Below are 16,961 nucleotides of genomic sequence, written 5' to 3' on the forward strand. Positions count from 1 at the left end.
GGCCGCCGCCCGGACCGAGCAGGCCTCGCTCCGTAGCCGCAACGCGACCGCTTTGGCCCAGATCGCCGCTTTGGCCCCCCAACAGGAGCGCGTCGGCGCCGAGGCGGGCGAATCCGGCGAGGCGCTGGAGCGCGCCCGCGCGGCCCGTACGGCGCTGCCGGACCTGGGCGTCGCGCGGTCGGAGGTGGATCAGGCGCGCCTGGCGCTGGCCGGCATCCGCAGCCGCGCCGCCGAGGCGCGCGGCAAGGTCCTGGCCCTGCAGGGCGAGCGCGAATCCCTGGCCCTGCGCCGCGAATCCGCGATCGCCGAGCGCGCGGCCTGGGCCCAGCGCCTGGCCGATGCCGCGAGCCGCCTCACCGCCCTGGAAGCCCGCCGCGAGGAGGCCACCCGCCGGCGCGACGAGGCCCGCCGCCTGCCCGAGCGCGTCGCCGAGGCGCAGGCGGAGGCCACCCGCCGTCTCGAATCGAGCGAGGCGGCGCATCTCGCCGCCCGGGCCGCCCTCGATCTTGCCGAATCCCGCGCCCGCGAGCGCGACGAGACCCGCCGCACGGCCGATTCGGCCTTCGCTGCCGCCCGCGAGGCCGCGCTGCGCGCCGAGGCCGCCGGTGAATCGGCCATCCAGGCCGGAACGGCGCTCGCCGCACGCATCGCCGAGCGCTTCGGCGAGACGCCCGAGCTGCCCACCCCACCCCAGGACGTCTCCGACACCGCCGAGGACCGCGCGCGCCGCCGCGCCGAGCGCCTGGCCCGCGAGCGCGAGGAGATGGGTCCGGTGAACCTCCGCGCCGAGGGCGAGCTGGAGGAGCTGGAGGCGCGCATCGCCCAGATCGTGAAGGACCGCGAGGAGGTGACCTCGGCCATCGCCAAGCTGCGCGGCTCCATCGGCCATCTGAACCGCGAGGCGCGCGAGCGGCTGCGCGTCACCTTCGACCAGGTGGACCGCGAGTTCCGGCAACTTTTCGGCAAGCTCTTCGGCGGGGGCAGGGCGCATCTCGCCTTGGTGGGCAGCGAGGACCCGCTGGAGGCGGGCCTCGAGATCTATGCCGAGCCGCCGGGCAAGAAGCTCTCAGCCCTGTCGCTGCTCTCGGGCGGGGAGCAGGCGCTGACGGCGCTGTCGCTCATCTTCGCCGTCTTCCTCTGCCACCCCGCGCCGGTCTGCGTGCTGGACGAGGTGGACGCGCCGCTGGACGACGCCAATGTCGAGCGACTGTGCGACCTGCTGGACACCATGTCGGGCACCGGCACGCGCTTCCTGGTCGTCACCCACCACGCGCTGACCATGGCGCGGATGAACCGTCTGTTCGGTGTCACCATGCAGGAGCGCGGAGTCTCGCGGCTGCTCTCGGTCGACCTCGGACAGGCCGTCGCCATGGCCGAGGGATAGGCCTTACCGGGGCAAATTCGTGGCCTGCGCGACCCTTTCGCGCAACGATCGCCACATTCACCCGTTCCCCGCCGGAAACGCCGCCTTTCAACGGGTTCATGCGCTTGACAGTCATGCCCCGCCGCCATAGAGCCAGCCTCGCCTTCCAGCGAAAACAAAGTCAGGGAGGAGCCTATGGTGGACGAGCGCAATTCCTTCGAGACGCGCCTCAAGGCCGCTCGGGACCGACAAGGTCTCGACAAGCCCGAGGCCTCGAAAGGAGCCCTGCCTTCCACCTGGGGGTTTGGTCTTCGGGCCGGCGTGGAGATCGTCTCCGCGCTGATTGTCGGAGTGGGGCTCGGCCTCATGCTCGACAAGTGGCTCGGCACTTCGCCCTGGCTCTTCCTGGTGATGTTCTTTCTGGGGGCCGCCGCGGGGATGCTGAACGTCTATAGGCTGTTCACGCCCCGGCCTGGTGCGCGCAAGTAATCTGGTTCGAAGAGGTGCCTGGTGGCCGTTGAAGGGAAAGCGATCGACGCGCTCAGCCAGTTCGAGCTGGGTACCGTCGGCGGAACGATCGGCGCCTCGGTCGGATTCACACAATCCAATATGCACATGGTCATCGCGGGCGCGCTGATCGTGCTCATGATGGTGCTCGGCATGCGTCGCCGCGCCATCGTGCCCGGCCGCTTCCAGAGCCTGGCCGAAAGCGCCTACGGCTTCATCGACGACATGGTGGTTTCGCAGGTCGGTCCCGAAGGCCGCCGCTTCTTCCCCTTCGTCTTCACGCTGTTCATGTTCATCCTCTTCGGCAACATGCTCGGCCTCTTCCCCTACGCCTTCACCTACACCAGCCACATCAGCGTGACCTTCGTGATGGCCGCGCTCGTCTTCGTGCTGATCACGGTGGTGGCGCTGTCGCTGCATGGGATGAAGTTCTTCGGCTACTTCTTCCCCGAGGGCGCGCCGCTCTGGCTCGCGCCCATCATCATCCCGGTTGAGATCGTCTCCTACCTCTCCCGCCCGATCAGCCTCAGCATCCGTCTCTTCGCGAACATGGTCGCGGGTCACGTGATGCTGAAGGTCTTCGCGACCTTCATCGTGATGCTGGCCGGCCTGGGCACGGTTGGACCGTTCCTCTCCATTATGCCGCTCGCGATCAACGTCGTGCTCGTCGGCTTCGAAGTGCTGGTCGCGTTCCTGCAGGCCTATGTGTTCGCGATCCTCACCTGCATCTACCTCCACGACGCTGTCCACCTGCACTAAGCGGACCGTCTGCCCACCTACCGCTTCTCAGCAAACAGAAGGATTGAGAACATGGAAGTTGCTGCCGCCAAGGCTCTCGGAGCCGGTATCGCCGTTATCGCGCTGTTCGGCGTCGGCCTCGGCATCGGGAACATCTTCTCGGCGCTGATCACGAGCGTTGCGCGTAACCCCGCCGCCCGCGATGCCGTCTTCCCGATCGGCATTCTCGGCTTCGCCCTCACGGAAGCCGTCGCGCTCTTCGCGCTGCTGATCGCCTTCCTGATCCTGTTCGCCTGAGCTCGCTGGGCCGGGGCGTCATGCCCCGGCCTCTCCGGCCTCAGCATCTGGTCGCATTTTCCGCGTCGGTCGTCATCGTCCGGCCGGAATTTGCCCCACCACAGGAACACCGCCATGCCGCAGCTCGATTTCGCCAATCCGCTGATGATGAGCAAGCTGGTATGGCTGCTCATCATCTTCTGCCTGCTCTACTACGTGCTGAAGACCTACGCCCTTCCGGGGGTCGCTTCGGTCCTGGATGAGCGCGCTGCGCGCATCACGGCCGATCTGAATGCCGCGCGCGACGCGCAGTCCGCCGGTGAGGCCGCTTTGGCCGAGCTGCGCGCGTCTTCCGCCGCCGCCCGTGCCGAGGCCCATGCCGCCATTTCGGCCGCCATGGTCGAGGCCCAGCTGGCCGCCGCCAAGCAGGCGACCGAGATCAACGAGCGTCTGTCCGCCCAGGTCGCCCAGGCCGAGGCCCAGGTGCGCGCCGCGCGGGACCAGGCCATGGGCGCGCTGCGCCAGGTGGCCGGCGAGACGGCGACGGCCATGCTGGCCCGTCTCTCCGTCGCAGCCCCCGCCAATGACGTGGCCGCCGCGGTCGATCGCGCCGCCAGCCAGGGAGCGGTCTGATGGCCCATCACTACGAACACTTCTATCTCGACCCGAAGTTCTGGGTCGCGGTCAGCTTCGTCATCTTCATCGTCCTGTTCGGCAAGCTCGCCTGGACCAAGGCGACGCAGATGCTCGATGGCCGCGGCGCGCGCATCAAGGCCGAGCTCGAGGAGGCCAGCCGCCTCCGCGCCGAGGCCGAGGCGATGATGGCCGCCGCCCGCAAGGAGCGCGAGCAGGCGATCAAGGACTCCGCCGCGATGCTGGAGCGTGCCAAGGCCGAGGCCGAGCGCGTGGCCGCCGCCGCCAAGGCGGAAGCCGAAGCCTCCGCCCGCCGCCGCGAGCGGATGGCCATGGACCGCATCGCCGCGGCCGAGGCCAGCGCCGTGACCGAGGTCCGCAATGCGGCCGCCGAGATCGCGACCGCCGCGGTGCGCGACATCATCGCGCAGAAGCACACCGCCGCGGCCGACGCGCCGCTGGTGGACAGCGCGATCTCCAGCCTGCCGGCGGCCTTCAAGGCCGCCTGAGACGCTCCACCGATCGGGGCGTGACCAAGGGGGCCTCGCGGCCCCCTTTTTTCGTTTGGGCGCTCCCCCGGCAATCCCTCGACGCATTCCCAAGCCAAGGCTAGCCTCCCGCGACGTCCACAATCGGGAGACCAGAATGATCCGCCCTTTCCTCGCCGCGACGCTGCTCGCGGCCGGCCTCGCGATCTCCGCTCAGGCGGCGACCTTCCGATGGGCCAATGACGGCGACGTCAATTCCATGGACCCCTACACGCGGTCCGAGACCTTTCTTCTCACCTTCAATTCGAACATCTACGAGCCGCTGATCCGCCGGAACCCGCAGCTGCGCCTCGAGCCCGCGCTCGCCGAGCGCTGGGAGCAGGTCGACCCGACGACCTGGCGCTTCCACCTGCGCCGCGGCGTCAAGTTCTCCGACGGCTCGCCCTTCACGGCGGCCGATGTGGTCTTCTCGATCGCGCGCGCCCGGGGCCCCGGCTCGAACATCGCGGCCTATTTCGCCTCCGTCGACCAGGTGACCGCGCCTGACGACTTCACCGTCGTCGTCACGACCAAGCTGCCCAATCCGATCTTCCCCGAGGAGATCACCAGCTTCGGCATCATGAGCAAGGCCTGGCTGGAACGGAATAACGCCCAGCGCGTGGCCGACCTCACCTCGCGCGAGGAGAACTTCGCCACCCGCAACGCCATGGGCACCGGCCCCTTCCTGCTCGCCTCGCGCGAGCCCGACCGCCGCACGGTGCTGACGCGCAACCCCAACTGGTGGGACACGCCGGTCCATAACCTCGACCGGATCGAGTTCAACGTGATCGCCAATGACGCGACGCGCGTGGCCGCCCTGCTCTCGGGCGAGGTGGACATGATCTACACGGTGCCGCCGCAGGACATGCCGCGCATCGGCAGCACCGCGGGCCTGCGCGTGATCCAGAACGCGGAGCTGCGCACCATCTATCTCGGCATGGACCAGAACCGCGCCGAATTGCTGAAGAGCGACGTGCGCGGGCGCAATCCCTTCCAGGACGTGCGCGTGCGCCGGGCGATGTACCAGGCCATCGACATCCAGGCGATCCGCTCGCGCGTCATGCGCGGGCAGTCGCGCCCCACCGGGCAGATCTTCGGACCCGGCGTGAACGGCTTCCTCGAGGCCAACGACCAGCGCCTGCCGCTCGACGTCGACGGCGCGAAGCGGCTGCTGGCGGAGGCCGGCTACCCGAACGGCTTCGGCGTCACGATGGACTGCCCGAACGACCGCTACGTGAACGACGAGGGCATCTGCCAGGCCGCGGTCGCCATGCTCGCCCGCATCGGCGTGCGCGTCACGCTCGCCGCGCAGACCCGCGTGCGCTACTTCGCCGAGGTGAATGCGCCGCGCTTCAACACGAGCTTCTACCTGCTCGGCTGGACGCCCAACACCTATGACGCGCACAACGCGCTGTTCAATCTGGCCGGCACGCGCGACGGCACGCGGGGCATGTTCAACAACGGCGGCTTCTCCCACCCGCAGCTGGACTCGCTCATCGACCAGATCGCCGTCGAGGCGAATCCGGCCCGCCGGCAGGAGCTGATCACGCAGACCTCCAACATCATCCGCGACGAGGCGCTCTACATCCCGCTGCACCAGCAGCAGGTGGTCTGGGCGGCGCGGACGACGGTGCAGCTGGAGCAGCAGGCCGATAACGGCTTCCCGCTGCGCCTGGTGCGCGTCGGCAACTGAGCCGGCAATCCCGCAAGCACCCCCCGTGGGCGCTTGCGGAACGTTCCCAGGCCGGCAGGCCTGACTTTGCTTGACACGAAGGGGTCGATGCCCCTGACTGCGCCTTGAATGCGGCCGGTCGAGTACCGGTGAGAAGCGGGGAAGTAAGGTGAGCCGCGTGGATAGCTCGACGGCCACCACCCCCCTTCGTGGTACCGGCAAGGCGCCTCCGCTCCACGAACCGATGCCGGCGCCCTTTCCCCTTCGCAGCCGCCGCACGCGCTTCGCGCTTCTGCTGCCCTTCGCCGCGGTGCTTGTGCCCATCGTCACCCTGGCCGGCGGCGCCTGGCTGAGCTGGCGCACGGCGATCGAGGACGCCACGCTGCAGCTCAGCCGCACGGCCGATGCCGGCGCCGAATACGCCGCGCGGGTCCTGGAGGCCCAGGCCGTGGCGGTCGGGCGCATCAACGAGCGCCTGCGCGGCCTCTCCGACCGCACCATCTCCGAGGACGAGCGGCGCTGGCACGACGAGTTGGGCGCGATGGTGGAGGAGCTGCCGCAGGCCGACCTGGCCTTCGTGCTCGACCGCAACGGCCATCCGCTCGTCGCGAGCAATCTCTATCCCGTGCCGCGCGACATAGACGTGACGGACCGGGATTATTTCATCGCGCTCCGCGCGGAGGACGCGCCGTCCACCTATGTCAGCCGGCCCTTCCTGGGCCGCGTCGCGAGCCAGCTCCTCTTCGCCGTCGGCCGAAGGCGCGTGGGCACCGGCAACGACAACCTGGAGCCCGGCGCCTTCGATGGATTGATCTTCCTGGCGATCCGCCCCAGCTCGCTGGCCGAGGGCATGCGCCGGCTGCTCGGGCCGGAGGGCGACATGCTCGCTTTGGTCCGCGACGACGGCTACATCCTCAGCAGAACCATCGGCCAGGATGGCCTGCTGCCGCCCATCCCGCGCGATCGGGCCTTCCATGCGGCGGTGGCGAGCGGCGAGAGCGCGCGGACCTATCGCACGATCTCGAGCGTCGAGGGCTTCTCCAGCCTGAACGCGGTGCGCCGGATCGAGGGCTTCCCGATCTATGCGGTGAGCCTTCGGCCGACATCGAAGATCGTCGCGCATTGGGGCCAGCAGATGGTCAGCCATCTGTTGCTGGGCATTCCCGCGGCGCTGTTGCTGCTGCTGCTGGCGCTGCGCGTGCGGCGTGACCAGCTGCGGCTCGACGCGATCAATTCCGGCCTCGAGGACGATGTGGAGCGCAGCGCCGATCGCCTTCAGCGCGCCGCGCGCTTCGGCCTCGTCGCGACCTTCGAGATCGACCTGCGCACCGGGGTCAATCGCCGTTCGGGCGAATACATGGAGCTGCAGGGCGAGGCGCGGTCGCCGGCGGAGGAGAAGCACGAGAACTGGGTCAGGCGCCTGCATCCCGACGACCGCGCGCGCGCCGAAGGGCATTTCCTGCACGCGATCTCCGATACGAGCGCCGTCACCGAATATTCCCAGAGCTACCGCATCGTGACGGCGACCGGCGAGACGCGCTGGATCGCCGCGCGCGGGGAGATCGAACGCGACGAGCATGGGCGCGCCCTGCTCATGCGCGGCGCCCATGTCGATGTGACGCCGCTGCGCAGCGCCGAGCAGGCGCTGGCCGAGAGCGATGCGCGGCTGCGCCTGGCGCAGGAGGCGGCGGGCGTCGGCACCTGGGAGTGGAATTCCGAGGCGCGCACCTTGAACTGGTCGCGCATGATGATCGAGCTCTGGGGCTTCGATCCCGAGGCGGGCCAGCCCGACGTGTCGGCGACGGTCGCGCGGATCGACCCGGCCGATCGCGGCAAGGTGCGGCGCGAGATGGCGCGCGCGCAGCGCCATGGCACCTTCCGCTGCGAATTCCGCATCCGCCGGCCGCGTGCCGACGAGGGGCCGGAAGGCGAGGGCGAAACCATCTGGATCACCGCCCAGGCGCGGCGCGTGCCGCTCGACGGCAGGCCCGGTTCGCGGCTGCTGGGCGTCGCCTACAACGTGACCGAGCGCAAGCTGGCCGAGGAGCAGACGGCCCTGCTGGCCCATGAGGTGGAGCATCGCGCCAAGAACGCGCTGGCCATCGTCTCGGGCCTGCTGCGCGTGACCACGGCCGACACGCCCGAGACCTTCGTCCAGATCATGGAGGGCCGGGTGCAGGCCCTGGCACGAACCATGACGCTGCTCAGCCAATATCGCTGGAAGGGCGCGCAGCTGAAGGAGTTGGTCCAGCACGAGCTCGCGCCCTTTGGCGAGGCGCGCGTCGCGCTCTCGGGGCCGCCCGTGATGCTGGGCTCGGAGGTGGCGCAGCCGCTGTCGATGGCGGTGCACGAGCTCACCACCAATGCCGCGAAATACGGCGCGCTCTCGGCGCCGGGCGGCCGGCTTGAGGTGACCTGGTGGATCGAGGGGACGACGGTGCAGATGGTCTGGCGCGAGATCGGCGGCCCGCGGCTGGACGGGCCGCCGGCGCATCAGAGCTTCGGCACGCAGCTCATCCGCCAGACCTTCGAGAACCGGCTCGGCGGCAGGATGCAGCTGCGCTGGGAGCCGGATGGGCTGGTCTGCGAGCTGAGCTTCGAGATGAGCGGGGCCGCTTAGTCGCCGTTTGAGAAAGGCTTGGCAGGGCTCGGCGGGGATGCTTCAAGCTTGGGATGTGGACACGGGAGGCCCGTGGTCGGGGGGCGCGACCATGCAAACCGGATACTGGTAGGCCATGAACGATCTGAACCGCAGTGTCACCCTTACCTTGACCGCCGATGACTATGTCGCGGCCAACAAGCTGTTCATTTTGAAGTACTTGACCTCATGCTGGCCGCTTATTTCCTGGTTGGGCTTCGCAGCCCTGCTGCTTGGCATCTTTTTCGTACCGTCATTGCAGATGCACGATGCGCCTTTTGCGCCAGCCGTCTATATCGGCTTCGCGGTCGTGATTGCGTTGCCGTTCTTCCAATATTTCGTCGGCGCGGCCATTTTTGCCCGCAAGGCCTACGCGGCCCAGAAAGTCCTCCAGCACCCGATGACAGTTTCATGGTCAGCCGAAGGCTTTAGGAGCATCGCGCAGCAAGGTGACTGGAACATTGCCTGGGGCGACTACATGAAATGGGCAGAGGACGACAAGGTGATCCTCCTGTATCAGGGGCCACGCATCTTTAACATGCTGCCAAAGCGGATACTGACAACCGCCCAAGTCGATGACATCAGGCAAGTCGTGGAAGCCAACGTCAAGCGCGCATAAGGACAGAAGCGTAGGTCGAGCGCCGTCAGATACAAGAGAATCGTGATTCTGAAGGCAGCACTTAGTGACCGTTTGAGAATTCAGGGATGGGCGATCCTTCGCAGGAGGAGGGCACCCATGGCGAGGTGGATCATGGCTTCTGAGACGTCGAGGCGTTGCTCGTAGTCTCGAACCAGGCGGCGCCAGCGGATCATCCATCCGAAGGTCCGCTCCAACACCCAGCGCCTCGGGAGGATATGGAACCCCTTCGGATCTGAGCGTCTGACGATCTCGACGACGAAGTCGAGGAAGGCCGCCTTGTCCATCAGCCTCGTTCGGTCGTAGCCCGCATCCGCGAAGAGGTGCTTCAGCCAAGGCCAGCGCTTTGGAATGGCGGCGAGGATCATCTGGGCGCCTGCGCTGTCCGACACATCGGCCGTGGTGAGATGGACCATGAGCAGCCGCCCATCCGTGTCCACGGCGACATGGCGCTTGCGTCCGACGACCCGCTTGCCTCCGTCATAGCCTCGCACCTCGGCGAAGGGCGCTTTCACCGTCTGGCTGTCGAGAACCCCGCCACTGGGGCTTGCCTCCCGCCCCGCCGCCTCGCGATCCAGCATCAGCGCCACGTCGTGGATCGTGCGAAACAGCAGGCGCCGCACGAAGCGGCGGAACCACCAATAGACGGTCTGCCATGGCCCGAAGTGGATCGGCAGCATCCGCCAGCCTCCGCCCGAGCGCGCCAGATAGCGGATCGCGTTCAGCATCTCGCGCAGGTCCACTGATGGTTTCCTGCCCCGTCTCGGCGGCTTCGGCATCAGCGGCTCGACCTGCGCCCACTCCCCATCCGTCAGATCAGACGGGTAGCGCTTCGTCTTGCGGGCAATCTCGGCCATTCGGCGGCGCGTCTCTCGGGTTCACATCCCGAGCTTGAATCACCACAACCAAGCCGCGCCAACCCATTCTCAAACGGTCACTAAGAGCAGATCCCGATCAGGCTGCTTCGCCTGATCGGGTGAAGATGCTCGAAAAACAACGGGCCAGAGCTTTTGAAGTGAGCCTGTCCGATCGGAAAAAGCTCTGGGACCCGCCGCCCACCGGATCAGAGTTCCATGAACCCGAAGGCCCTGGACGCATCCCCGCGCCAGGCCCCGTGGAACTGCTGCAGGATGCGATCGGCCTGCGTCATCCCGCTCTCCACGATCTCGTGCAGCGGCGCGAGATAGGCCTCCTCGCCCAGGCCGCGCGCCTTCAGCCCGCCTTCGGCGATGGCGAGTGCGTCGCGCGCCACGTCGCGCAGGCTGCGGGCCGGCGATGGTCGCGTCCAGAGCGAGCTTCGGCGCCTCGGCGCGCAGCGCGTGCATCTGCGCCACGCTCCAGTCCTTCGTCAGCGCGCGGGCGGCCTTCTGCGCGGCGTCGTCGTAGATGAGGCCGACCCAGAAGGCGGGCTCGGCCAGCAGCATCGCCTCGCTGCCGGCGTCCGAGCCGCGCATCTCCAGGAACTTCTTGAGGCGGACCTCGGTGAAGAGGGTGGTCACATGGTCGGCCACATCGCCCATGGTCGCCTCCACGCCCCGCAGCCCGTCCAGGCCCCCGTCGGGTCCCCGGGTCATGAAGCGGCGGAAGCTCTGGCCGGCCACGTCGTGCAGCTTTCCGTCGCGCGCGACGAAGTACATCGGCACGTCCAGCGCGAATTCGGCGAAGCGCTCGAAGCCGAAGCCCTCCTCGAAGACGAGGCCGGGAATTCCCGTGCGATCGGGGTCGGTGTCGGACCACACATGGCCGCGCAGCGACTTGTAGCCGGAGGGCTTGCCCTCGCGCAGCGGCGAGCTGGCGAAGAGCGCGGTGGCGAGCGGCTGCAGCGCCAGCGAGACGCGCAGCTTCTCCACCATGTCGGCCTCGTCGCCGAAGTCGAGATTCACCTGCACGGTGGCCGTGCGCAGCATCATGTCGAGGCCGAGATTGCCCTTCAGCGGCATGTAGCGCCGCATGATGGAATAGCGGCTCTTGGGCATCCAGGGCATGTCCTCGCGCCGGACGACCGGATTGAAGCCGATGCCCGCGAAGCCGAGGCCGAGCGGCCCCGCGATCTCATGCACGTCGCGCAGATGCGCGGCCGTCTCCAGCCGCGTCGCGTGGAGGTCCTCCAGCGGGCCGCCGGAGAGCTCGAACTGCCCGCCCGGCTCCAGGCTGACGGAGCTGCCGTCCTTGGTCAGGCCGATGACATTGGCGCCGTCATGGATGGGCTCCCAGCCCTTGGCCCTGATGCCCTCGAGCATCGCGCGGATGCCCTCATGCTCGTAGTCGGGCGGCGTGAAATCGGTGCGGCGGAAGCCGATCTTTTCGTGCTCGGTGCCGATCCGCCATTCGGAGCGGGGCTTGGAGCCCGAGGCGAACCAGTCGGCGAGCTGACGCGCGGAGGTGATCGGCGTGGGATCAGCCTGGCCGGGATTGGACATGGGGGCGCTTTCTATTCCTGGAGACTAGCCTTGGACGTCGAGAGACAAGGAGATCGCTCCAAGTCCCGCGACCAGCGCCGTCTCCGCGCGCAGGATGCGCGGCCCAAGCGTGGTAAGCGTAACAAAGGGACGCCGGGCCAGATCGTCAAGTTCGGGTCGGTCAAAGCCCCCCTCGGGACCGACCAGAAAGCCACAGGGCGCCCGCAGGCCCGCCAGCGCGGCGTGCAGCGGCGGGGCGTCGCGGCGCTCGGCGGCGACCAGCAGCGGCGCGCCGTCCCAGGCGTCGAGCACGGCATGCAGCGGGCGCGACTCCTCGACGACCGGGGACGGAAAGGCGCTCGCATTGCTCGGCCGCGGCGCGGGCGATGCCGGCCAGGCGGAGGGTGTTGCTGCGGTCGGCCACGCAATGGCGCGTCAGCACGGGCTGGATGACGGTGGCGCCGAGCTCGGCGGCCTTCTCGACGGCCCAGTCCATGGCCTCGCGCTTCAGCGCCGCGATGAGGGCGCGCAGCTCGGGCTCGGGGGAGGGCGCGCGCAGCCGCGCTCCCAGGCGCATGGCGCCGCGATCCTTGCGGATGGCGGTGAGCTCGGCGGCGAATTCGCCGTCGGTGGCGTTGAAGGCGCGCAGCTCCGCCCCCGGCGCGCGGCGCATGACATGGCCGATGTGATGGGCCTGGGCCGGCGTCAGGGCGATCTCGACGCCCTCTTCGAGGGGGCCAGGGGGCGTGGATGCGAGGGATGGACATGGCCCGATGTGCCGTGCTGCATGCGCCCGTGCAAGAGAACCCCGCCGTCCCAGGCTATACCGACATCCGCACCGCCGGCTGGGTCGCGCGGCTGCCGGCCGGCTGGCAGCCCTATGCGCTGCTCATGCGGGCCGATCGCCCGATCGGCAGCTGGCTGCTCTTCCTGCCCGGGCTCTGGGGAATCACGCTCTTCGCGCCGGGCTGGGGCAGGGGGCTGTGGCTGACCTTCCTGTTCCTCCTCGGCGCCTTCGTGATGCGCGGCGCGGGCTGCGTGGTGAACGACCTGTGGGACCGCGAGATCGACCGCAAGGTGGAGCGCACGCGGGGCCGGCCGCTGGCCTCGGGCGCGGTGTCGCCGCGCCAGGCGGTGGCCTTCCTGGCCCTGCTCTGCGCCATCGGGCTGGCGGTGCTGCTGCAGCTGAACGCGGCCTCCATCTGGCTGGGCGTGGGCTCGCTGCTGCCGATTCTCCTCTACCCCCTGGCCAAGCGCGTGACCGATTATCCGCAGCTGGTGCTGGGCTTCACCTTCGGCTGGGGCGCGCTGATGGGGCCGGTGGCGGCGGGCGCGCCGCTGGGCCTGCCAGTGCTGGCGCTCTATGCGGCGACCATCGCCTGGATCCTCGGCTACGACACGATCTATGCCCATCAGGACCGCGAGGACGACGCGCTGGTGGGCATCCGCTCCACCGCGCTCACCTTCGGCGAACGGACGCGGCCCTTCCTCGTCGCCTGCTACGGGTCGGCGATCCTGCTGCTGGCGTTGACGGGATGGATCGCCGGGCTTTCGCCCTGGTTCTATCCGGGCCTGCTGCTGCCGGCGGCGGCCCTGGCCCACCAGATCCGCGCGCTGGACATCCATGATCCCGCGCTCTGCCTGACGCTCTTCAAGGCCAATCGCGATGCCGGGCTGCTGGTGGCGCTGGCCCTCTTGCTGGGCCGGTTGTGAGCGACGCCGCCGGCTTCATCCGCGCCCAGACCGCCATCGCCGAGTCGCCCTTGCTGCCGGGCATCCCGCTGCACCTCGCCACCGAGATCACGCCCATCTGGCAGGCCAGCGAGGCCTTCCTCGAACAGCACGGCATGGAGCCGCCCTTCTGGGCCTTCGCCTGGCCGGGCAGCGTGGCGCTCGGTCTGGCGATGCAGGCCGATCCCGGCCTGGTCGCGGGCAGGCGCGTGCTGGACTTCGCCTCGGGCTGCGGAGTCGCGGCGATCGTGGCGGCGCAGATGGGCGCGGCCAGCGTGGAGGCCGCCGAGATCGATCCGCTCGCCATCGCCGCCATCGGGCTGAACGCGGCGCTGAACGGCGTCGAGATCCTGGCCCTGGACGGCGATGTGGTGGGCGCGCCTTGCCGCTGGGACGTCATCCTGGCGGGCGACGTCTGCTACGAGGCGCCGATGACGGCCCATATCATGCCCTGGCTGCGGGCCATGTCGCGGGAGGCGACCGTGCTGCTGGCGGATCCCGGCCGGGCCTATCTGCCGCGCGAGGGAATGGTGGAGCATTCCCGCCACACCGTGCCCACAACACTCGAACTTGAGGATCGACGTGAAAGAAAGGTTGTAATCGCCCGATTACTGCCTTTTTGAGAACACGGATGACCGGAAAGCTCCGCTCCATCATGTGGCCCGCATATCTGGCAGCCCTGCTGCTCTCCCTTCCCGTCGCACCCGCCAGCGGGCGCGATGCCGGCCCGCGCAGCGCGCTCGACCGGGCGCATCAGGGCGAGGACGGTCCTCAGACGACGCGCGGCGCCCCGGCCGCCGTGACCGAGGAAGACGACGAGCGAGAGGCGGAGCGGGAGGGCTGAGCCATCCGAATATTCCTCCTCCTCGCCGCGCTGATCCTGGCCCTGCCGGCCGCCGCCCAGACCAGACGCGACTACGACTCGCAGGGCCGCTCCCTCGGCCGCTCCGAGACGAGCGGCGATACGACGCGCCGCTATGACGCCCAGGGCCGCGGCGCCGGCCGCAGCGAGTACAGCGGCACGACCCAGCGCGACTACGACGCCCAGGGACGCAGCACGGGCCGCAGCGAGCGCAGCGGCGACACCATCCGCAGCTACGACGCCCAGGGCCGAAGCACCGGACGGACCGAGGTGAACGGCGACGTCTCGCGCCATTACGACGCCCAGGGCCGCTCGACCGGCCGGTCGGAGGTCTCGGGTGGCACCGTGCGCCATTACGACGCCCAGGGGCGGCTGACCGGCCAGACCTCGCGCTAGGGACGCGTTTCCCCTCCGCCGGCTTTGGGCTAGACATGGCGGCACAGACGGAGGGCCCGGTTGGCTATGGATGCGCAGTTTTTCGAGGATCTTTCGGTCGGTCAGACCGCCAGTTTCGCCAAGACCATCACTGAGGCCGACGTCCTGCTTTTCTCGGCCGTCTCGGGCGACACCAACCCCGTCCACATCAACGCCGAATATGCCGCGACCACCGTCTTCAAGGAGCGGGTGGCGCATGGGATGCTCTCGGCCAGCCTGATCTCCACCGTGCTCGGCACGCGGCTGCCGGGGCCGGGCAGCGTCTATCTCAACCAGAGCCTGAAGTTCCGCGCGCCGGTGCGCATCGGCGCGACCGTCACCGCCCAGGTGACCGTCACCGAGATGGACGCCCGCCGCAAATGGGTGACGCTCAAGACGCTCTGCACCGTCGAGGGCAAGCGGGTGATCGATGGCGAGGCCGTGATGCTCGTCCCGAGCCGGGAGGCCGCATGACCGAGGTGAAGCGGGTCTGCGTCTTCTGCGGCGCCCAGCCGGGCCACGGCCCCGACCATGCCCGCCTCGCCGCCGCGCTGGGGACGGCGATCGCGAAGCGCGGCCTCGGTCTCGTCTATGGCGGCGGCAAGGTCGGGCTGATGGGCGTGGTGGCCGATGCGGCGCTGCGCGGCGGGGCCGAGGTGATTGGCGTCATCCCCGAGGCGCTGATGGACCGCGAGCTCGGCCATGGCGGCGTCACCGATCTGCGCGTCGTGCCCTCGATGCATGTCCGCAAGGCGCTGATGAACGATCTCTCCGACGGCTTCGTGGTGCTGCCCGGGGGGATCGGCACGCTGGAGGAGGCGGTCGAGATCCAGTCCTGGTCGCAGCTGGGCATCCACGGCAAGGGGTTGGTCTTCCTGGACACCCACGACTACTGGGCGCCCTATTTCGCGCTGCTGGAGCGCATGGAAGGCGAGGGCTTCATCCGCCCGCAGCATGCCGGCCTCGCCTTGCGGGCCCATCAGCCGGACCAGGCGCTGGACCTGCTGGCCGGCTGGGAGCCGCCCCAGGTCACCCGCTGGATGACGCAGACCCAGGTATGAGCGCGCAGACCCATTCCGACTGGCGCGGCCTGCCCGAGGCCGCGCGGGGCGCGACCCTGGCGCTGGGCAATCTGGACGGCGTGCATCTGGGCCACCTGGCCGTCCTGGCCGCCGCCCATCAGGCGCGGCCGGACCTCACCCTCGGCGCGCTCACCTTCGAGCCGCATCCGCGGGAGCATTTCCGCCCCGACGACCCGCCCTTCCGCCTGACCCTGCTGCCGGCCAAGGCCGCGATCCTGGGCGCGCACGGCGCGCGCCACATCATCGCGCTGCCCTTCGGCGCCGAACTGGCGGCCATGTCGGCGGAGGATTTCTGCCGGGATGTGCTGGCCGGGGCGCTGGGGGTCCGCCATCTCACCTGCGGGCCGGACTTCGCCTTCGGCCATCGTCGCGGCGGGGACGTGCATCTGCTCGCCGCCTTCGCCGAGGCGAACGGCATCGGGCTGACCATCGTGCCGCATGTGACGGACGGCGAGGGGACGATCAGCTCCACCCGCATCCGCCGCCTGCTGCAGGACGGCTATCCCGAGCGCGCGGCGGCCATGCTGGGGCGCGACTTCGAGATCGTCGGGCCGGTCACGCATGGCGATGCGCGCGGTCGCACCATCGGCTTCCCCACGGCCAATATCCCCCTCGGGCGGCATCTGGAGCCGGCGCGCGGGGTCTATGCGGTCCTGGCCCGGCTGCCCGACGGGCGGATGGTCAAGGGCGTCGCCAATCTGGGGCGGCGGCCGACCTTGGGGGGCGATCCGGTCTCGCGGCTGGAGGCGCATCTCTTCGATTTCGCCGAGGATCTCTACGGCCAGGAGCTGAGCGTGGCGCTGGTCCACTTCCTCCGCGAGGAGCGCAAATTCCCGGATTTCCCGGCTTTGGTGGCGCAGATCCAGGCCGATGCGCAGGAAGCGCGGCGGCTTCTCGGGAAATAATTCCGCAAACCGCGCCGGGCGGATGCATCCATTTCCGCTCCCGATTCTTAACGCTCTCAGGAGCGTGGAGATTGGAAGTCATGAACGTCTATCTGAAGGTCCAGGACGGCATCGAGCTGGTGGGGACCACCACCCTGGAGGCCTATGGCCAGGACTACGTCCTCGATCTCGACCTCACCGGCACCGGCCAGGCCCTGCGCCTCACCTACGAGCTGGAGGCCGTGCCCTATCTGACGCCCGAGATGACGCTCGGCAGCGAACGCGCCGTCATGCTCCAGATCGGCCAGACGCCCTGTTTCCTGCCCGGCTGGCAGCGCTCCGAAGAAGACTGAGCGTCTAACCGGCGAGCCTGGCCCCGCAGGCCGGGCAGGCCTCGGCGATCACCGCGCCCTCCGCCGGCGAGGTGAGCACCAGCCGCCGGCTGGTCTGGCCCAGGCGCAGGTCGTCGAAGACGCCGATGCGCGCGGCCGGCGTTTCCAGCAGGGCGCGCAGGCCGGGGCAGGGGACCAGATCCCGCCCGAAGCTGCGGTTCGCCCGCATCACGCAGCTGCCCTTCCGTTCCGGCGCTTGACCGGCA

20 protein-coding genes and 2 pseudogenes are annotated in these 16,961 nt (G+C 69.2%); 17 read left to right on the forward strand and 5 right to left on the reverse strand.

What is annotated here, in order from left to right:
- From ACO057_RS13855 to ACO057_RS13895, 9 genes and pseudogenes are all read left to right on the forward strand, one after another.
- Positions 1–1,384: pseudogene (locus ACO057_RS13855) on the forward strand (chromosome segregation protein SMC); the annotation flags it as partial.
- Positions 1,385–1,558: 174 nt separating this feature from the next.
- Complete coding sequence (locus ACO057_RS13860; RefSeq protein ID WP_421992682.1) at positions 1,559–1,852, forward strand: AtpZ/AtpI family protein; 294 nt, start codon at positions 1,559–1,561, stop codon at positions 1,850–1,852.
- Between the two features lie 21 nt (positions 1,853–1,873).
- Positions 1,874–2,629 carry a F0F1 ATP synthase subunit A gene (locus ACO057_RS13865; protein ID WP_421992684.1) on the forward strand — a complete coding sequence of 252 codons (756 nt, stop codon included), beginning with the start codon at positions 1,874–1,876 and terminating at the stop codon, positions 2,627–2,629.
- Positions 2,630–2,680: 51 nt separating this feature from the next.
- The gene (locus tag ACO057_RS13870; RefSeq protein ID WP_237217023.1) at positions 2,681–2,905 is read left to right on the forward strand and encodes an ATP synthase subunit C family protein; all 225 of its coding nucleotides are present in this window, start codon (positions 2,681–2,683) and stop codon (positions 2,903–2,905) included.
- A 114-nt stretch (positions 2,906–3,019) separates the two neighbouring features.
- On the forward strand, positions 3,020–3,517 hold the full coding sequence (locus ACO057_RS13875; RefSeq protein WP_421992686.1) for a F0F1 ATP synthase subunit B': 498 nt from the start codon (positions 3,020–3,022) through the stop codon (positions 3,515–3,517).
- Positions 3,517–4,026 (forward strand): F0F1 ATP synthase subunit B, encoded by a 510-nt coding sequence (locus ACO057_RS13880; protein WP_421992688.1) that lies wholly within the window; start codon positions 3,517–3,519, stop codon positions 4,024–4,026. Before ACO057_RS13875 ends, ACO057_RS13880 begins: the two co-directional genes overlap by 1 nt.
- A gap of 136 nt (positions 4,027–4,162) precedes the next feature.
- Positions 4,163–5,737: an ABC transporter substrate-binding protein gene (locus ACO057_RS13885; RefSeq protein WP_421992690.1), complete on the forward strand. Its 1,575-nt coding sequence runs from the start codon at positions 4,163–4,165 to the stop codon at positions 5,735–5,737.
- Between the two features lie 223 nt (positions 5,738–5,960).
- Positions 5,961–8,336 (forward strand): HWE histidine kinase domain-containing protein, encoded by a 2,376-nt coding sequence (locus tag ACO057_RS13890; RefSeq protein WP_421992692.1) that lies wholly within the window; start codon positions 5,961–5,963, stop codon positions 8,334–8,336.
- Positions 8,337–8,451: 115 nt separating this feature from the next.
- Positions 8,452–8,973, forward strand: a complete 522-nt coding sequence (locus tag ACO057_RS13895; protein ID WP_421992694.1) for a YcxB family protein — start codon at positions 8,452–8,454, stop codon at positions 8,971–8,973.
- 80 nt (positions 8,974–9,053) lie between these two features.
- Here the strand turns inward: ACO057_RS13895 and ACO057_RS13900 are convergent, their stop codons facing one another.
- The 4 genes and pseudogenes from ACO057_RS13900 to ACO057_RS13915 form a co-directional block, all read right to left on the reverse strand.
- Positions 9,054–9,848 (reverse strand): IS5 family transposase, encoded by a 795-nt coding sequence (locus tag ACO057_RS13900; RefSeq protein WP_421992696.1) that lies wholly within the window; start codon positions 9,846–9,848, stop codon positions 9,054–9,056.
- Between the two features lie 206 nt (positions 9,849–10,054).
- Positions 10,055–11,411 (reverse strand): annotated as a pseudogene (locus tag ACO057_RS13905) (glutamate--cysteine ligase).
- A gap of 24 nt (positions 11,412–11,435) precedes the next feature.
- On the reverse strand, positions 11,436–11,675 hold the full coding sequence (locus tag ACO057_RS13910) for a 16S rRNA (uracil(1498)-N(3))-methyltransferase (protein WP_421992865.1): 240 nt from the start codon (positions 11,673–11,675) through the stop codon (positions 11,436–11,438).
- The gene (locus tag ACO057_RS13915) at positions 11,572–12,063 is read right to left on the reverse strand and encodes an RsmE family RNA methyltransferase (protein WP_421992698.1); all 492 of its coding nucleotides are present in this window, start codon (positions 12,061–12,063) and stop codon (positions 11,572–11,574) included. Before ACO057_RS13915 ends, ACO057_RS13910 begins: the two co-directional genes overlap by 104 nt.
- 92 nt (positions 12,064–12,155) lie before the next feature.
- Between ACO057_RS13915 and ubiA the strand changes: the two genes are divergently transcribed.
- From ubiA to ACO057_RS13955, 8 genes are all read left to right on the forward strand, one after another.
- Positions 12,156–13,103: a 4-hydroxybenzoate octaprenyltransferase gene (ubiA, locus tag ACO057_RS13920; RefSeq protein ID WP_421992867.1), complete on the forward strand. Its 948-nt coding sequence runs from the start codon at positions 12,156–12,158 to the stop codon at positions 13,101–13,103.
- The gene (locus ACO057_RS13925; RefSeq protein ID WP_421992700.1) at positions 13,100–13,744 is read left to right on the forward strand and encodes a class I SAM-dependent methyltransferase; all 645 of its coding nucleotides are present in this window, start codon (positions 13,100–13,102) and stop codon (positions 13,742–13,744) included. Before ubiA ends, ACO057_RS13925 begins: the two co-directional genes overlap by 4 nt.
- An 8-nt stretch (positions 13,745–13,752) precedes the next feature.
- Entirely contained in the window at positions 13,753–13,965 is a 213-nt protein-coding gene (locus ACO057_RS13930) for a hypothetical protein (RefSeq protein ID WP_421992702.1), read from the forward strand.
- A 288-nt stretch (positions 13,966–14,253) separates the two neighbouring features.
- A complete protein-coding gene (locus ACO057_RS13935) occupies positions 14,254–14,379 on the forward strand; it encodes a hypothetical protein (protein WP_421992704.1) in 126 nt (41 codons plus the stop codon).
- A gap of 66 nt (positions 14,380–14,445) precedes the next feature.
- Positions 14,446–14,871 carry a MaoC family dehydratase gene (locus ACO057_RS13940; protein WP_421992706.1) on the forward strand — a complete coding sequence of 142 codons (426 nt, stop codon included), beginning with the start codon at positions 14,446–14,448 and terminating at the stop codon, positions 14,869–14,871.
- Positions 14,868–15,458, forward strand: coding sequence for a TIGR00730 family Rossman fold protein (locus tag ACO057_RS13945; protein ID WP_421992708.1), 591 nt, complete (start codon positions 14,868–14,870; stop codon positions 15,456–15,458). The genes ACO057_RS13940 and ACO057_RS13945 overlap by 4 nt, the downstream gene beginning before the upstream one ends.
- A complete protein-coding gene (ribF, locus tag ACO057_RS13950) occupies positions 15,455–16,384 on the forward strand; it encodes a riboflavin biosynthesis protein RibF (protein ID WP_421992710.1) in 930 nt (309 codons plus the stop codon). Before ACO057_RS13945 ends, ribF begins: the two co-directional genes overlap by 4 nt.
- 71 nt (positions 16,385–16,455) lie before the next feature.
- Positions 16,456–16,716, forward strand: coding sequence for a hypothetical protein (locus tag ACO057_RS13955; protein ID WP_421992712.1), 261 nt, complete (start codon positions 16,456–16,458; stop codon positions 16,714–16,716).
- A gap of 4 nt (positions 16,717–16,720) precedes the next feature.
- Here ACO057_RS13955 and ACO057_RS13960 read toward each other — a convergent pair whose 3' ends face one another.
- Positions 16,721–16,924: a hypothetical protein gene (locus ACO057_RS13960; protein ID WP_421992714.1), complete on the reverse strand. Its 204-nt coding sequence runs from the start codon at positions 16,922–16,924 to the stop codon at positions 16,721–16,723.
- Between the last annotated feature and the right edge of the window lie 37 nt (positions 16,925–16,961).

This window comes from Roseococcus sp. (assembly GCF_965227005.1).
Classification (GTDB): Bacteria; Pseudomonadota; Alphaproteobacteria; order Acetobacterales; family Acetobacteraceae; genus Roseococcus.

Coding starts and splice junctions, on each gene's coding strand:
- ACO057_RS13860 (WP_421992682.1), top strand. CDS start 1,559: ATGGTGGACGAGCGCAATTCCTTCGAGACGCGCCTCAAGGCCGCTCGG.
- ACO057_RS13870 (WP_237217023.1), top strand. CDS start 2,681: ATGGAAGTTGCTGCCGCCAAGGCTCTCGGAGCCGGTATCGCCGTTATC.
- ACO057_RS13875 (WP_421992686.1), top strand. CDS start 3,020: ATGCCGCAGCTCGATTTCGCCAATCCGCTGATGATGAGCAAGCTGGTA.
- ACO057_RS13880 (WP_421992688.1), top strand. CDS start 3,517: ATGGCCCATCACTACGAACACTTCTATCTCGACCCGAAGTTCTGGGTC.
- ACO057_RS13885 (WP_421992690.1), top strand. CDS start 4,163: ATGATCCGCCCTTTCCTCGCCGCGACGCTGCTCGCGGCCGGCCTCGCG.
- ACO057_RS13890 (WP_421992692.1), top strand. CDS start 5,961: ATGCCGGCGCCCTTTCCCCTTCGCAGCCGCCGCACGCGCTTCGCGCTT.
- ACO057_RS13895 (WP_421992694.1), top strand. CDS start 8,452: ATGAACGATCTGAACCGCAGTGTCACCCTTACCTTGACCGCCGATGAC.
- ACO057_RS13900 (WP_421992696.1), bottom strand. CDS start 9,848: ATGGCCGAGATTGCCCGCAAGACGAAGCGCTACCCGTCTGATCTGACG.
- ACO057_RS13915 (WP_421992698.1), bottom strand. CDS start 12,063: ATGCGCCGCGCGCCGGGGGCGGAGCTGCGCGCCTTCAACGCCACCGAC.
- ubiA (WP_421992867.1), top strand. CDS start 12,156: ATGGCCCGATGTGCCGTGCTGCATGCGCCCGTGCAAGAGAACCCCGCC.
- ACO057_RS13930 (WP_421992702.1), top strand. CDS start 13,753: ATGACCGGAAAGCTCCGCTCCATCATGTGGCCCGCATATCTGGCAGCC.
- ACO057_RS13940 (WP_421992706.1), top strand. CDS start 14,446: ATGGATGCGCAGTTTTTCGAGGATCTTTCGGTCGGTCAGACCGCCAGT.
- ACO057_RS13945 (WP_421992708.1), top strand. CDS start 14,868: ATGACCGAGGTGAAGCGGGTCTGCGTCTTCTGCGGCGCCCAGCCGGGC.
- ribF (WP_421992710.1), top strand. CDS start 15,455: ATGAGCGCGCAGACCCATTCCGACTGGCGCGGCCTGCCCGAGGCCGCG.
- ACO057_RS13960 (WP_421992714.1), bottom strand. CDS start 16,924: ATGCGGGCGAACCGCAGCTTCGGGCGGGATCTGGTCCCCTGCCCCGGC.